We start from the raw sequence: 13,276 nt of genomic DNA on the forward strand, positions 1-13,276 counted from the left end.
ATTCGCATAGATAAGTTTTGTCCCCACAAAGTATATGGTATATGCCTCGGAGTACAGGCTCCACTTTGTGTGGCTATGTTATAAAGGGGGAGTACAGGAGTGGAATCCGCAGCAATGTTTTCAACGGAGCAGGGGCGGTTTGAACTACGACGGGCAGAAGCCGTGCACGCAGGAGAGATGCTGGCGCTTCTAACGGAGGCGGCCGAGGTGATGGAGCGGCAAGGGCGCAAGCAGTGGAGCCCCTCGCTTTTTTCCCTGGAGCTAATGGAACAGTACCTGGCAGAGCGTGAAGTATTCATCCTGTGGCATGAAGACAAGGCGGCCGGCATGTTTACGCTGCAGTACGGGGACCCTGACTATTGGGGGAAGCGGGACGATCCGTCCTACGGTTACTTGCATCGGCTGACCGTACGATTCGCTTATCGGGGGCTGGAGCTTGGGAACAAAATGATTTCCTTTGCGGAATCGTATTTGGTTTCCAAAGGGAAACGGGGCTTCCGATTGGATTGCGTATCCCATTTGCCAACGCTGAATCGATTTTACCAGCGTCAGGGATTTCAATTCGTGGCCGAGCAGGATATGGGCGGTCGCATCGTGAATTTATATGAAAAGACTTTTGTTTCTTGATCTTAAAGTTTCAAAACCTCCGTCGCATGCGCTTAGACAAAGTCAGCAGGGCACGATACATGAGAAAAAGCGATCCGTTACGGATCGCTTTTTGTGTAATACGCCTGAAGAAATTCTCAGAGCTCTATTCTGTTCATGACATTCGTTCAGGATGAAGAGACATTTGCACGCAAGCGTCCTTTTTCGTATACATCCTGAAGGAGCCGGGCCGGCTGGGTACGAACCGTTGGTTTCGGAAGCACCGTCTCGTACGGTCCTACGACCACGACATTGCCGGGAGCCCCTTTCACAACGGCTCCGTCCTTGATCACTGCACCTTCCCCGATGATGGCGTGCTCGATATGGACGCCTTTGCCGATTTTGGCATTCGGCATGACCACGCTATCCTTCACGATGGAGTATTTGCCGATTTCTGATCCGCAGAAGATGACGGAGCTTTTGGCTTTTCCTTCGAAGCTGCATTGGTCATGAATCAGGCAGTCCGTATGCTCCACATTTCGGGTCCGTGCTGCCGACAGCTTGGTTTTCCAAGCGCGTGTATACATAGGCCAGTCGGCTCTCTCAAGGACGAGCTCATTTTGGCTAAGCACATCCATATGGGCTTCCCAAAGGCTTTCTACGGTGCCGACATCGCGCCAGTAGCCCTGGAAGCGGAATGCTAGCAGCGACTCTTCTCCGGACAGCATCTTAGGGATGACATCCTTTCCGAAATCATGGCTGGAGTTCGGGTCAGACGCATCTTCGATCAGGTGCTGCTTCAGATAGTCCCAACGGAACAAATAAATGCCCATGGAGGCAAGATTGCTTTGCGGTTCTGCCGGTTTTTCGGCAAATTCAATGATATTGAGATTATCGTCAACGCTCATGACGCCAAATCGGCTGGCGTCTTCCCATGGTACTTCCATCACGGAAATCGTGGCAGGAGCTCCTTGCTTCATATGGGCTTCAAGCATTTCCCGGTAATCCATCTGGTAAATGTGGTCCCCGGACAAGATGAGCACATGCTCTGGATTTTGATCATCGATGTATTGAATGTTTTTATAAATGGCATCTGCCGTTCCCAAGTACCCGTCTTGGTGTGTGCTGTTGGATGGAAGAAGGGCAATGCCTTCACGTCCTGTATGTGTTAATCCCCAGGGTTCGCCTTCGCCGATATGTTCGTGTAATGATTCTGCCTCATATTGCGTAAGCACTCCAACCGTATCGATTCCGGAGTTTACACAATTGCTGAGAGGAAAATCGATTATACGATAATGTCCGCCAAACGGAACGGCGGGTTTTGCCAGCCTGGACGTAAGGGGAGCCAATCGTTTACCTTCTCCACCCGCCAGAAGCATAGCAATACAGTCTTTTTTCTTCATCACGTTTCCCTCCCAATGTATTTTCACGTTGTACATTACATAAACGACATTCCCGGGGTTTGAAACGATTATATTGAAAAAGTAATTTGAAAATTACAAAATTATTTTTCAGGGACATTTTTTATTTTCAACCTGGTTAGAATGGGGTAATAGCATTAATAATATTGGATTTTTAAGAAAAAGCAGGTGACGACGATTGAACCAAGCAGTTAGGGAAGGAAACATGACTCCGGAACAAGTGTATTTATTTCATGAAGGAACCTGGTTTCACAGTTACCAATGTATGGGTGCACACCTTGCCACAGAAGAAGGAGAAGAGGGCGTGCGTTTTACGGTGTGGGCTCCGAATGCCAGGCAGGTAGGACTTGCCGGAGACTGGAACGGCTGGGATGGTTCCCAAGACCCGTTATATAGGATGCCCGATTCGGGAATTTGGAGTCGGTTTTTCCCTGGGATGGAGACTGGAACTTTTTACAAATATCAGATCACGGGGCCCTTCGGAGAAACATTCCTAAAGGCCGATCCTTATGCATTTCATGCCGAAGTACGACCTGCGACGGCATCGGTGGTGACCGACCTCTCAGGATATCGCTGGAATGATGCCGCATGGAGAAGGAAGAACAAATCCCCATATGCCAAGCCGGTGAACATTTATGAAATGCACTTCGGAACCTGGCGGCAAAAAGAGGACGGTTCGTTCTTTACATATCGGGAATTGGCCGATCAGCTGATTCCTTATTTGCAGGAAATGAGTTATACCCACGTAGAATTTATGCCCTTGGCGGAGCATCCCTACGATCTTTCGTGGGGCTATCAGGGTACCGGATTTTATGCGCTGACGAGCAGATACGGAACTCCCCATGATTTCATGTACCTCGTCGACCAGCTGCACCAAGCCGGCATCGCCGTGCTGCTCGACTGGGTGCCCGCACATTTTGCCAAGGATGCCCACGGGCTTCGGCAGTTTGACGGGGCGCCTCTTTATGAGTATGCAGACCCCCAAAAAGCCGAGAAACCTGGCTGGGGAACATTGTCTTTCGATTATGCCAAGCCGGAGGTAATTTCATTCCTCATCTCCAATGCCTTATTTTGGATGGATATGTATCATATTGATGGTCTTCGCGTTGATGCCGTGACGAGCATGATCCGTCTTGATTTTGAGAAGCGTGAGGGTCAGTACAGCCTTAACGAGCACGGAGGCTTGGAAAATCTTGAGGCGATATCCTTTCTCCAGGAATTGAATAAAGCCGTGTTTCGATATTATCCGAATGCCTTGATGATGGCCGAGGAGTCGAGCGCATGGGCGGGGGTTACGGCACCTGTGCATGAAGGGGGTCTTGGCTTCAATTACAAATGGAATATGGGCTGGATGAACGACACGCTGTCTTATATTGAACAAGAGTTCGATCAGCGGCCTACCCATCATAATTTACTGACATTTCCCATTTGTTATGCCTATTCGGAGAATTTTACATTGCCGCTTTCACACGATGAAGTCGTCCATGGAAAGAAATCGCTGCTTAATAAAATGCCGGGAAGCTATGAACAAAAGTTTGCGGGACTGCGGATTTTGCTTGGATACCAGATCACCCAGCCCGGGAAGAATCTGCTGTTCATGGGGGGAGAGTTCGGCCAGTTTATCGAATGGAAGGATCAGGAGCAGCTCGACTGGCTGCTGCTGGACTATGAAAGCCACCGCAAGCAGTTGGCATATACGGCAGCTCTAAACCGCATGTACGTGGATGAAAAGGCGCTATGGGAGCAGGATCACCGATGGGAAGGCTTCGAATGGCTCAGCGCCGATGATCATGAGCAGAGTGTCGTATCCTATATGAGAATGGGCACCAAGCCCGGCGATACGCTGATCATCGTCATTAATTTTCAGCCAAAGGCATATGACCAATATCGGGTCGGTTTGCCGAGAGCGGGGCAATATGTGGAAATTTTGAATTCCGATCATGCTGATTACGGCGGCTCCGGACTGCTGAACGACGGTGAGATGAAAGCGGAGAAGAAGACTTGGCATGACCAAACCCACAGCCTGGAGATCAAGCTGCCTCCATTAGGCATGGTTGTTTTAAAGAAAAAGCCGCCTCGATCGAGGAAATCGCAAGATCGATCGGACGCGTCGCTGAAGGCGGCAGCGGCAAGAGAGAAAACAGAACAAAAAACGAAACGGAGCAAAAGGGGGAAGCAGGATTGAAATTGTTATTTGCAGCTTCGGAATGCGGACCATACATCAAGACAGGCGGACTGGCGGATGTGATCGCTGCTTTGCCTAAATCCCTTCGCGGCATGGGCGAGGATATTCGAGTCGTGCTGCCGAAATATCGCGGCATTCCGGAAGAATACAGAGAGCGAATGGAGCATGTGGGAGAAACCCGGGTGCGGGTAGGCTGGCGCGAGCAATATTGCGGCATCGAGTCCCTGGTGGAAGACGGCGTAACGATCTATTTCGTGGATAACGAGTACTATTTTGGCCGAGACGGCATTTATGGTTACATGGACGATGGCGAACGCTTCTCTTTCTTCAACCGTGCCGTGCTTGAGGTTCTGCCGGTAATCGGATTCCAGCCGGATGTGCTTCACTGTCACGACTGGCATACCGCCATGATTCCGCTGCTTCTTGAAGACGTCTATCGTCATGATCCCTTCTATGCGGGGATTCGAACCGTGTTCACGATCCATAATCTGTTGTATCAGGGCGTATACCCGTACGAGGTGTTGGTTGATCTGCTCGGCATTCACAGCCGGCATTTCACGGCCGAAGGCGTGGAGTATTACGGAAACGTGAATTTCATGAAAGCGGGCATCGTTTACGCAGATCACGTAACGACGGTCAGCCCAACCTATGCCACGGAAATCCAGACAGGTTATTACGGATACGGACTTGACGGACTTCTGTCGGCCCAGGGCTCGAGATTGAGCGGGATTGTGAACGGCATTGATACCAAAAGCTACAATCCGGCGACAGATCCGCATCTCGCCATGAAGTTCCGGAGCGGACTGAACAAAAAAACGCAGAACAAAATCGCCTTACAAGAAGAGCTGAATCTTCCCGTGGCGCCGCATATTCCGTTGATGTCGATGGTAACGCGATTGGTCGATTCGAAAGGACTCGATTTGGTTATCCGCATTCTGGATGAGCTGCTCTACTATGACGAGATTCAGTTCGTTGTCCTAGGAACGGGAGATCCTTCCTATGAGCATTGGTTCAGGGAAGCGGCAAATCGCTATCCCACCAAAATGTCGGCCCAGATCCGGTTCAATGAGCCGTTATCGCGGCGTTTTTATGCCGGCAGCGACCTGTTCCTGATGCCTTCCAAATTCGAACCGTGCGGCATCAGCCAGCTGATCGCCATGCGGTACGGCAGCGTACCCATTGTCCGAGAAACGGGCGGACTGAACGATACGGTTCAGGCATACAACGAGTATACGGGCGAAGGGAACGGCTTCTCCTTCAAGGATTACAATGCGCATGACATGATGAACACCATCCGTCGCGCGACCTCCATATATCGCATGCCCGAGCACTGGCGTAAAGTGAGCAAGAACGCTCTGGGCGGGGATTACAGTTGGAACGTTTCGGCGAAGGAATATCAGGAAATCTATCAACAGATCACCAGCCGATAATAACTATGGCTTTCATGACACAGGGGTGCCCGGATAGCGAAGGAATAACAAGCTATCCGGCACCCCTGTGCTGTCTGAATATGATCGAAGCTAATGTTTCAATTCCCGGCATAAAATGCGATAGGCGTACGGTTCCAAATCGATATGCATCGTACCGTTTACCGGCTTTACAGGCTCTTGGGTTTCGGCATCGATCCAATCGGTCGTGACGATGGGATGCGATAGGGTACGCTTCCAGTCGCTGTTGTTGATCCAGACGATAAAATGCATGGTTTCGTCGGCACGTTCGTACACGATGCAAGGATCATGAAGATTCGCCTGCAGGAAGCGGAAGCGACCTTGCCTGAGGGCCTTATGCTCTTTCCGCAGCGCGATCATGCCTTGATAAAATGCATACAGCTCCTGGTTTCGCTTCTTGGGATCCCATTCCATGCATTTGCGGCAATCCGGGTCTCCATCCCCGGTCAAGCCGATTTCATCCCCGTAAAAGATGCACGGCGTGCCCATGAAGGTGAACAGGAATACGACGGTGAGTTTCATGCGCCGGATATCTTCTCCCACGCGGGTAAGCAGCCTGGGCGTATCGTGGCTGCAAAGCAGGTTGAAGACCACTTCGTTGGTCTGCTGCGGATAACGCATCAGGATCGAGCCGATGCGGTTGGCGAAGGTGAGTCCGTCCATGTTGCCGTTGAAAAACTCCAGCACCTTATCGGCAAAAGGGTAATTCATCACGGAATCAAATTGGTCGCCTTGCAGCCAGATCAACGAGTCGGACCAAACCTCGCCCACGATGTATGCCTCGGGGTTGGCCTTCTTGACAACCTGCCTGAAATCCCGCCAGAAATGATGGTCAATTTCATTCGCGACATCCAGACGCCAGCCGTCAAGCTTGATCTCCTTAATCCAATACTCGGCGACGCCCAGCAAGTACGCCTTGACTTCGGGATTGGCAGTATTGAATTTCGGCATGTTTCCGAAGAAGCCGAAGGTGTCGTATGTCGGTATGCCGTCCTTGATCTCGCAAGGAAACCGGTTCACATGAAACCACCCGGCATATTTGGACTTTTCGCCATGCTTCAGGACGTCCTGAAAGGGCGGGAACTCCTCGCTGCAGTGATTGAATACCGCATCCAGAATCACTCGAATGCCTTTTGCGTGGCAGGTATCCACTACCTTTTTCAACAGATCGTTATCGCCAAAGTGCGGATCCACCTGCTTATAATCTACCGTGTCGTATTTATGATTGGAGGGGGAGAGGAAGAGGGGGGTAAAATATATGGCGTTAATGCCCAGGTCAACCAGATCATCCAGATGATCCAGCACGCCCTGCAGGTCACCGCCGAAGAAATTGTCCACCTCCGGCTTGCCGCCCCAGGCTTCGGTTCCATCAGGACTGATGGCCGGGTTCCCGTTGGCAAAGCGTTCCGTCATGATTTGGTAGAATACGGCTTCTTTGGCCCATTCCGGTACTTTGAATACATCGACTTCATGTATGTACGGAAATTCAAAGTAGCCTGCCGGCGGATAGGGGTAATCCCATCCGATTCCGCTGTCGACCATATACACCGTTTCATCTCCAGCATGAATCCGGAATCCGTATGACAACCTTTTGTATTTGGGCCTGACTCCGCATTCCCAGTAATCAAACATGTCGTCAGAGGCGGCCTTTTCCATGGTGATCTCGAAGTACGTACGGTCCCAATCATATTTGTCGCCCGTCATGGCAACAACTGAATCAATGTCGTTCTTCTTGGTTCGAATCCGAAGATGAATGGTATGTGTATCGTAAGCATAAGCCCATTTATCTCTAGGAACATGATACAGCGCTTCTAACAGCATGGTTACACCTCCTATATGAGTAAAGCTATAGCTAATTAATAACCAGCTGCTGGCTTGCCTGAATCATGCGGTGAATGAGACAGGCGGCTTGGAATGTAGATGGACCGAAATCATGCGCTTCTATAAGATGGGAAGGCAGCCGATAGATTATGCATCCGTCCTTAAAGTGTTCCCTTCCTATATTCCATATCTTTAATTCCTATTTTGGATAATTCTAAAGTCCTGCGTTTACATTTTAATGTAGGGAGATGAGAAGCTTGCGGATAGGATGAAATATAAACATTAATTTCCATTATTATAGGGATTGAATGGATTCAAACCCGCTTGATTATTTTAATAATTAGTTATAATCCACAAACTGAATCATGTGTGACATGATCACTTTAAGGGTATGATGATTTGACCGTTGTATTAAAATAGTGGAATGACATACTACAAGCTGATCTTGCCTGTAAGTTACAAATTGAAAACCCATCAATTTTCATTGCATATTCATGCATCCTGTTTTATAATGACTCAGTTGCTTTTTTTTCTAAAGAATTAATCTATTTGTAACAGTTAGGGGAGAAACGAGACATATGAAACGTAAATTTACAGCGTGGATGACCCTGTTCATGGTGGTCGTGCTGTCTTTCGGCAGCCTCGTCCATGCGGAGGGCGAGAAGAAAACGGTCATTCTCGGGACCAGTGCCGACTATGCGCCATATGAGTTCCATAAAACGATAGATGGCGTGGATACCATCGTCGGATTTGATATCGATATCGCGAAGGAAATCGCCAAGGATCTTGGCGCAGAGCTCATTATCAAGGATACGTCCTTTGATGCGCTCTTGCCAGAGCTGACGAGCGGCCGCGTGGATTTCGTCATATCGGGCATGAATCCAACGGAAGACCGCCGAAAAAGCATTGATTTTTCGGAGCCTTATTACGCTGCGGAACAATCGGTCGTAGTCCGCAAGGAAGACGCCTTGAAATTCAACACGCTTGAAAGCCTGGAAGGAGCCCGGATCGGAGTTCAGAAAAGCTCCATTCAGGAGTCCATCGCAAAAACGATACCGAATGCCAATGTAGTATCGCTCGATAAAATCCCGGATTTGCTTCTGCAGCTGGAATCCGAGCGCGTGGACGTCGTCCTTGCGGAGTATCCGATCGCAAAGACCAACATGAATGAAGCGACCATGGCCATTACGGATGCCAAGCCGACGGCGGAGAACGACGCATATGCCATCGGGGTCCGCAAAGGAAACGAAGAGCTGCTTGGCAGCATTAATGCTACGCTCGAGCGCTTAAAAGAAAATAACCAGATCCAGAAATTTGTCGACGATGCCAGCGATCTGGCTGCAGGACGAACAGCAGAGAATTTGAATACCTTTGAATTTTTCTGGAAATATCGCGACTATTATGCCAAAGGCATTCAATTTACGTTGCTTATTTCGGCCCTCGGCGTATTTTTCGGATTCATTCTCGGATTGATTATCGCGTTAATGCGGATGTCCGGCGTAAAAATCCTTAAGTTCTTGGCTACCGCATATATTGAAATCATCCGCGGCACGCCGATGCTGGTCCAGCTGTTCATTATCCATTACAGCTTGGCGGCGTTTGATATTAAATTCTCACCGATCCAGTCGGGTATTTTGACGCTCTCCATCAACAGCGCTGCCTATTTGGCCGAAATATTCCGCGCAGGCATTCAGGGCGTGGACCGGGGACAACTGGAGGCCGCACGCTCGCTCGGGATGACCAAGGGCAAAGCCATGCGCCACATTATTTTGCCGCAAGCGTTAAAGGGCGTTCTGCCTGCCATCGGCAATGAGTTTGTTGTCATCATTAAGGAATCGTCCATCGTATCGTTCATCGGGGTATTCGATATTATGTACCAAGCCCAGATTTTGCGCGGTTCAACCTTTGCCCCGCTGAATCCGCTGCTTGTGGCGGCCATGATCTACTTTATACTGACATTCGTTCTTTCGAAGCTTCTGGGTGTCTGGGAAAGGAAGTTGAGTGCAAGTGATAACCGTTAAGGATCTTCATAAATCGTTTGGCAAGCTGGACATATTGAAAGGCATCAATATCGAGATTGCAAAAGGAGAAGTGGTGGTTGTCATCGGACCGAGCGGTTCCGGTAAAAGTACCTTTTTACGCTGTCTCAATTTGCTTGAAGTGCCGACCAGCGGCGAAATTTCGTTCGAGGGTGAGCTGATCACCGCCAAGAACCACAATATCAATGCTACCCGCGAAAAAATGGGCATGGTGTTTCAGCAGTTTAACCTGTTTCCGCACAAAAAGGTCATCGATAACATTACGCTCGCCCCTATCCAAGTTAAAGGGGTCTCGGCGAAGGAAGCCGAGGCTACAGCAGACGAGCTGCTGAAATCGGTTGGACTGCAGGACAAGAAGGAGTCTTATCCTTCCCAGCTGTCCGGCGGACAGAAGCAGAGAATTGCCATTGCGCGAGCACTCGCCATGCAGCCCCATGTCATGCTGTTTGACGAGCCGACCTCCGCACTCGATCCCGAGATGGTGGGCGAGGTTTTGGAAGTGATGAAGAAGCTTGCCGAAGGCGGAATGACGATGGTCATCGTGACCCATGAGATGGGCTTCGCCCGCGAAGTGGGAGATCGGATCCTGTTCATGGACGGCGGCAAAATCGTGGAGGAAGGCACGCCGGACCAACTGTTCGGCAATCCGACCCATCCCCGTACGCAAGAGTTTTTGAGCAAGGTATTGTAACTTTTTCATCCGGAATGTAACAAAATAAAAACAGCGCCTAGCCTGGTGTTTCAGGCAGCGGCGCTGTTTTTATTTGTGTGTTGGTAACAATTGCTTGCGGTATAGGTTACAAAATTGTGATATATTCATGTTCGTTGACATACTACATCCGATTTACCAAGCTACATATAAGGGAGGCATCTCTAGATGATACGACAAATGAAATCTTGGACAAGAAATCGTGGACTTAACAAAAATAATAAGATCGCTGGAAGAACAGCAAAATGGTTTACAGTTACAGCCGTGGCACTCGGACTGACTTTTGCCGGAGGCGGGCTGCAAGCACATGCAAGCTCCGTGCATGTTGCCAAGAACGGCGATACGTTCTATTTCTTGTCCAAACAGTACGGCGTTAATATGGACAAGCTGATGAAAGCTAACCCAACAATAAAGGCAACGAATATTTACCAGGGGCTCAAAATCAACATACCAGGGACGGTATCGATGAACTCGGCGGCATCCGCGGCGCCGATCGCTCCAGGAAACTCCGGTTTCACGCCAAGCTTGAATGTTATCCCGCAGAATAACGTAGTCGAAGCATGGGGCAAGACGTTTAATTACAGCAAAACTTTGTCCGTTAAAGCTACAGCATATTCCTCTGCTGCAAGCGAGAACGGCGGTTGGGGCGCGGTTGACTATTTCGGGAATTCCCTTAAGCTTGGCACCATCGCCGTTGATCCCAAGGTAATTCCGCTCGGTACCAAGGTGCTTGTAACAGGACATGAGCATCCAGGATTGCCTAAAAAGGCATTTGTAGCTGAAGCACGTGATATCGGCGGAGCCATAAAAGGGAATAAGATTGATATCTTCATCCCAGGCTCCCAATCAACCGTAAATCAATTCGGCATCCAGGATATCAAATTGTTCATTATCGATTAATTCATATATCATGATGAATCGTAAAGACGGCTTCACTGGTCAACTTCCAGTCAGCCGTCTTTTTGGCGTTCATGCAGGCTCTATCGCGATTCCGGCACGTTTAACATATCAGGAAGCGTCACGAAGCTGTACCCTTTGTTTCGCAGTTCCGTTATGATGTCCGGGAGCGCATCGATGGTACCGGTAAGATCGGATCCCACGCCGCCGCCGGCATGCTGGAGAACGATCGAGCCCGGGCCGACCGCAGTCATAATATTACTCTTGACCTCTTCCTTCTGTAGTCCTTTCCAATCGAGGGAATCGACATTCCAATTCACGACCTTGTACCCGTTTTTGCGCGCCCATTGGAGCTGCTCTTCATTAATATCGCCATAAGGCGGTCGGATCAGCCGCGGGTCGACTCCGGTCAGCGACTTCAAAATCGTGTTGGTACGCTCAATTTGGCTTTTGAATTTCTCCAGGCTCAGCTTGTTCAGTTGGGCGTGATTGTAAGAGTGATTGCCAATAGCATGTCCTTCTTCATGGATACGTTTCATGAGCTCAGGGTGTTTCTTGGCACGGTCTCCTACTGCAAAAAAGGTGGCCTTCACCTGCTGTTCCTTCAGCACATCGAGTACTTTACCGGTAAATCGGGGATCCGGTACATCATCAAAGGTAAGCGCCACCTGTTTGACCCGTGGTCCGCTTGCGCGAAACGTGTCCGGGTATTTCCTCAGCAATTGGCTTAAAGACGGCGCGTCGTCTGATGGTTTGCTCTGATTTCGCTTCGAATGATCCATGACTTGGCCGGACTCCGACATGACGGAAGCATCCTGAGGTGGTTGTGACAGATTATGTAAACCGGACGCGTTTGCCGGGATGCCCGGCACAACGAAAAAGAATGAAAGGATCCACAGCAGGCAGATTCCTGCGCGGTATCTTTTGAACATCACGATCGGCCCCTTTAGCTTTTTAGTATGGTATGCCCAGTTGGACAAACAATTATCCTCAATATGGGAATTCGACAGTTTTTAGTTTTCCCTCGGAAAGGTGTATAATAACCCCTAACAGATTTTATTACATCTTAATCATTTGGATGTGGAAGGAGATAATCGCTTGGCTGACTTGTTTACACCCTACAATTTCAAGAATTTGACCCTCAAGAACCGCATTGTTATGCCACCGATGTGTCAATATTCCGTAAAGGCCGGGGACGGGATTCCGAATGATTGGCATTTTGTGCATTACGTCAGCCGTGCCGTGGGAGGCACTGGCTTAATTATTGTGGAAATGACAGGCGTTCACCCGGACGGACGCATAACGAATCAGGATACCGGGATCTGGGACGACAATCAAATTCCTGCCTATCGCCGTATTGTCGAAGCCGTGCATTCTTATGGAACCAAGATTGGGATCCAGCTCGGCCATGCCGGCCGAAAGGCGCAGGATGCCGAGCCGTCGGTAGCCCCGTCGGCAATCCCGTTCAGTTCCCATTACAAAATGCCGAAGGCACTCTCCACTGCCGAAGTGGAAGATCTCATACAGGCCTTCAGGGAAGGAGCTCGCCGGGCTGTTGAAGCCGGATTCGACACGGTTGAGATTCATGGCGCGCATGGTTACCTGATCCATCAGTTTCATTCGCCGCTGACGAATCAACGCAGTGACGAATATGGCCAAGACCTCCCCCTGTTCGGTGAACGGGTTGTCCAGGCCGTTAAGGAAGTGCTGCCCGAAGGCATGCCGATCATCATGAGGGTGTCTGCAAAAGAATATGTGGACGGCGGTTATGATGTGGAGTACTGTGCGGAAATCTGCAAACGATACCGGGATGCCGGGGTCGATATTTTTCATATCTCCTCCGGAGGAGAAGGGGTCGTCGGTTCCAATGGCGGTCCGGAAGCGAAGCCGGGTTATCAGGTCGATCTGGCTGCGGAGTTCAAACAACTGCTGAAGGTCCCCGTGATTGCGGTAGGGCTGCTTGATGATTACAACGTCGCCCAAGAGGTGGTTTTGTCGGGCAAGGCGGATATGGTAGCGATTGGAAGGGGCATGCTGCGGGATCCGTACTGGGCGGTTCATGCTGCCAAAGCGCTTGATGAAGAACAGAAAGTTCCGAAGCAGTATGAACGTGGATATTAAAAATCAGTGCGTGTTCAAAATTCAGATTTCAGCACCGATAAAAGATGACT

At 49.8% G+C, this 13,276-nt stretch carries 10 protein-coding genes; 7 read left to right on the top strand and 3 right to left on the bottom strand.

Annotation, left to right across the window (positions count from 1 at the left end; translation table 11 throughout):
- The first annotated feature begins 99 nt into the window (after positions 1-99).
- On the top strand, positions 100-627 hold the full coding sequence (locus MHI43_RS12470) for a GNAT family N-acetyltransferase (RefSeq protein ID WP_036665365.1): 528 nt from the start codon (positions 100-102) through the stop codon (positions 625-627).
- A gap of 146 nt (positions 628-773) precedes the next feature.
- Here MHI43_RS12470 and MHI43_RS12475 read toward each other — a convergent pair whose 3' ends face one another.
- Positions 774-1,988 carry a glucose-1-phosphate adenylyltransferase gene (locus MHI43_RS12475; RefSeq protein WP_015734710.1) on the bottom strand — a complete coding sequence of 405 codons (1,215 nt, stop codon included), beginning with the start codon at positions 1,986-1,988 and terminating at the stop codon, positions 774-776.
- A gap of 223 nt (positions 1,989-2,211) precedes the next feature.
- On the opposite strand from MHI43_RS12475, the gene glgB reads away from it, so the two are divergent.
- Together glgB and glgA are read left to right on the top strand one after the other, a co-directional pair.
- Positions 2,212-4,191: a 1,4-alpha-glucan branching protein GlgB gene (gene glgB / locus MHI43_RS12480; RefSeq protein WP_036665364.1), complete on the top strand. Its 1,980-nt coding sequence runs from the start codon at positions 2,212-2,214 to the stop codon at positions 4,189-4,191.
- The gene (glgA, locus tag MHI43_RS12485) at positions 4,188-5,621 is read left to right on the top strand and encodes a glycogen synthase GlgA (RefSeq protein ID WP_015734712.1); all 1,434 of its coding nucleotides are present in this window, start codon (positions 4,188-4,190) and stop codon (positions 5,619-5,621) included. The genes glgB and glgA overlap by 4 nt, the downstream gene beginning before the upstream one ends.
- A 90-nt stretch (positions 5,622-5,711) precedes the next feature.
- Here glgA and MHI43_RS12490 read toward each other — a convergent pair whose 3' ends face one another.
- Complete coding sequence (locus MHI43_RS12490; RefSeq protein WP_015734713.1) at positions 5,712-7,460, bottom strand: alpha-glycosidase; 1,749 nt, start codon at positions 7,458-7,460, stop codon at positions 5,712-5,714.
- Positions 7,461-8,038: 578 nt separating this feature from the next.
- Here MHI43_RS12490 and MHI43_RS12495 point away from each other — a divergent pair.
- The 3 genes from MHI43_RS12495 to MHI43_RS12505 all read left to right on the top strand — a co-directional run bounded on the left by MHI43_RS12495 (position 8,039) and on the right by MHI43_RS12505 (position 11,108).
- Positions 8,039-9,481 (top strand): ABC transporter substrate-binding protein/permease, encoded by a 1,443-nt coding sequence (locus MHI43_RS12495; protein ID WP_036665363.1) that lies wholly within the window; start codon positions 8,039-8,041, stop codon positions 9,479-9,481.
- Positions 9,468-10,190, top strand: coding sequence for an amino acid ABC transporter ATP-binding protein (locus MHI43_RS12500; protein WP_036665362.1), 723 nt, complete (start codon positions 9,468-9,470; stop codon positions 10,188-10,190). The genes MHI43_RS12495 and MHI43_RS12500 overlap by 14 nt, the downstream gene beginning before the upstream one ends.
- A 186-nt stretch (positions 10,191-10,376) precedes the next feature.
- On the top strand, positions 10,377-11,108 hold the full coding sequence (locus MHI43_RS12505) for a 3D domain-containing protein (RefSeq protein ID WP_051425411.1): 732 nt from the start codon (positions 10,377-10,379) through the stop codon (positions 11,106-11,108).
- Between the two features lie 80 nt (positions 11,109-11,188).
- On the opposite strand, the gene MHI43_RS12510 is transcribed toward MHI43_RS12505, so the two are convergent.
- Positions 11,189-12,037, bottom strand: coding sequence for a polysaccharide deacetylase family protein (locus MHI43_RS12510; RefSeq protein WP_036665361.1), 849 nt, complete (start codon positions 12,035-12,037; stop codon positions 11,189-11,191).
- A gap of 166 nt (positions 12,038-12,203) precedes the next feature.
- Here MHI43_RS12510 and MHI43_RS12515 point away from each other — a divergent pair, with 166 nt between their 5' ends.
- Positions 12,204-13,226: an NADH:flavin oxidoreductase/NADH oxidase gene (locus tag MHI43_RS12515; protein WP_036665360.1), complete on the top strand. Its 1,023-nt coding sequence runs from the start codon at positions 12,204-12,206 to the stop codon at positions 13,224-13,226.
- Positions 13,227-13,276: the final 50 nt, after the last annotated feature.

It is taken from the genome of Paenibacillus sp. FSL H8-0457 (assembly GCF_038051935.1).
Lineage (GTDB): Bacteria > Bacillota > Bacilli > Paenibacillales > Paenibacillaceae > Paenibacillus_AQ > Paenibacillus_AQ lautus_A.

What these genes read in the sequence shown, in the direction of transcription:
- MHI43_RS12475 (WP_015734710.1), bottom strand. Translation starts at nt 1,988, where the DNA reads ATGAAGAAAAAAGACTGTATTGCTATGCTTCTGGCGGGTGGAGAAGGT.
- glgB (WP_036665364.1), top strand. Translation starts at nt 2,212, where the DNA reads ATGACTCCGGAACAAGTGTATTTATTTCATGAAGGAACCTGGTTTCAC.
- MHI43_RS12490 (WP_015734713.1), bottom strand. Translation starts at nt 7,460, where the DNA reads ATGCTGTTAGAAGCGCTGTATCATGTTCCTAGAGATAAATGGGCTTAT.
- MHI43_RS12495 (WP_036665363.1), top strand. Translation starts at nt 8,039, where the DNA reads ATGAAACGTAAATTTACAGCGTGGATGACCCTGTTCATGGTGGTCGTG.
- MHI43_RS12505 (WP_051425411.1), top strand. Translation starts at nt 10,377, where the DNA reads ATGATACGACAAATGAAATCTTGGACAAGAAATCGTGGACTTAACAAA.
- MHI43_RS12510 (WP_036665361.1), bottom strand. Translation starts at nt 12,037, where the DNA reads ATGTTCAAAAGATACCGCGCAGGAATCTGCCTGCTGTGGATCCTTTCA.